Annotated in this window: 1 pseudogene; it reads left to right on the plus strand. The window is 70.2% G+C overall.

Annotated features, from left to right (window positions below):
- Positions 1-282 (plus strand): annotated as a pseudogene (locus EN852_RS40235) (hypothetical protein); the annotation flags it as partial.

Here is a 282-nt window from a genome sequence, read left to right on the forward strand (position 1 = left end):
CGAACGGGCGCGGCTGACGGCCGCGGTCGGCGACCAGGCGGCGGAGAAGAGACGTCTTGGCATGCTGCTCGAAGCCAAGCAGAAGCTCGAGGCCGACACGAAGGCGCAGATGGCGGCCGAACAGCAGCGTTCCGAGCAATTGGCGGCCAAGGCCAGCAGCCTGAAGGATCTGATCGCCTCGCTCGAAGCGCAGGCGGACAAGAACCGCAAGGCCGCGGATGCCGCGAAGGCAGCCGCCGCGGGTCAGGCCGGCGGTACCCAGCCCGGAGGCGACCAGACGGC

This window comes from Mesorhizobium sp. M2E.F.Ca.ET.209.01.1.1, from assembly GCF_004010375.2.
Taxonomy (GTDB): Bacteria; Pseudomonadota; Alphaproteobacteria; order Rhizobiales; family Rhizobiaceae; genus Mesorhizobium.